Consider the following 1,644-nt stretch of genomic DNA (forward strand, 5'->3'; position numbering starts at 1 on the left):
ACCGGTCCGGACGCTCCAGAAAGGAGGTATTCCAGCCGCACCTTCCGGTACGGCTACCTTGTTACGACTTAGCCCCAATTACCAGTATTGCCCTGACACGCTCCTTGCGGTTACATGCTTTAGGCACCCCCGGCTTTCATGGCTTGACGGGCGGTGTGTACAAGGCCCGGGAACGTATTCACCGCGTCATTGCTGATACGCGATTACTAGCGAATCCAGCTTCACGGGGCCGAGTTGCAGGCCCCGATCCGAACTGTGGACGGCTTTTCGAGATCCGCATCCTGTTGCCAGGTAGCTTCCCGCTGTACCGCCCATTGTAGCACGTGTGTAGCCCCGGACGTAAGGGCCATGATGACTTGACGTCGTCCCCACCTTCCTCGCGGCTTACGCCGGCAGTCTGTTTAGAGTCCCCACCTTAACGTGCTGGCAACTAAACATAGGGGTTGCGCTCGTTGCGGGACTTAACCCAACACCTCACGGCACGAGCTGACGACAGCCATGCAGCACCTAGTTTCGCGCCCCGAAGGGAAGTACCGTCTCTGATACCGTCGCTAACTTTCAAGCCCGGGTAAGGTTCCTCGCGTATCATCGAATTAAACCACATGCTCCTCCGCTTGTGCGGGCCCCCGTCAATTCCTTTGAGTTTCAATCTTGCGATCGTACTCCCCAGGTGGATGACTTAACGCTTTCGCTTGGACGCTTACAATATATCGCAAACATCGAGTCATCATCGTTTAGGGCGTGGACTACCAGGGTATCTAATCCTGTTCGATCCCCACGCTTTCGTGCATCAGCGTCAATATCGGCCTAGGAAGCTGCCTTCGCAATCGGGGTTCTGGGACATATCTATGCATTTCACCGCTACTTGTCCCGTTCCGCCTCCTTCGTCCGAATTCAAGCACTTCAGTATCAAGGGCACTGCAACGGTTGAGCCGCTGTATTTCACCCCTGACTTAAAGTGCCGCCTACGCACCCTTTAAACCCAATAATTCCGGATAACGCTCGGATCCTCCGTATTACCGCGGCTGCTGGCACGGAGTTAGCCGATCCTTATTCCTACGGTACACTCAGGCACGTACACGTACATGCGGTTGTTCCCGTATAAAAGCGGTTTACGACCCATAGGGCCTTCTTCCCGCACGCGGCATGGCTGGTTCAGGCTCCCGCCCATTGACCAATATTCCCTACTGCTGCCTCCCGTAGGAGTCTGGTCCGTGTCTCAGTACCAGTGTGGGGGTCACTCCTCTCAGAGCCCCTAGGCATCATCGCCTTGGTAAGCCGTTACCTTACCAACTAGCTAATGCCACGCGAGCCCATCCATGTCCTATAAATATTTGACATAAGAACCATGCGGTACTTATGTGTTATGCGGTATTAATCCGTCTTTCAACGGGCTATCCCCCTGACATGGGCAGGTTGCTCACGCGTTACGCACCCGTGCGCCACTCTCATCCAGTATAGCAAGCTACACTGGAATCCCGTCCGACTTGCATGTATTAGGCCTGCCGCTAGCGTTCATCCTGAGCCAGGATCAAACTCTCCATTGTAAAAATGTAAATTGACCCCGGTCATCTTATATGACCGGATCGTCAGTAATTGTATACTGTACGGCCCGGACCGAAAAAATTGTAATCTCTTACAGCT

At 54.0% G+C, this 1,644-nt stretch carries 1 rRNA gene; it reads right to left on the minus strand.

The window, feature by feature from the left end:
• Positions 1–19: 19 nt before the first annotated feature.
• Positions 20–1,547 (minus strand): 16S ribosomal RNA (locus EWE74_RS21005).
• Between the last annotated feature and the right edge of the window lie 97 nt (positions 1,548–1,644).

It is taken from the genome of Sphingobacterium corticibacterium (genome assembly GCF_004208525.1).
Taxonomy (GTDB): Bacteria; Bacteroidota; Bacteroidia; order Sphingobacteriales; family Sphingobacteriaceae; genus Sphingobacterium; species Sphingobacterium corticibacterium.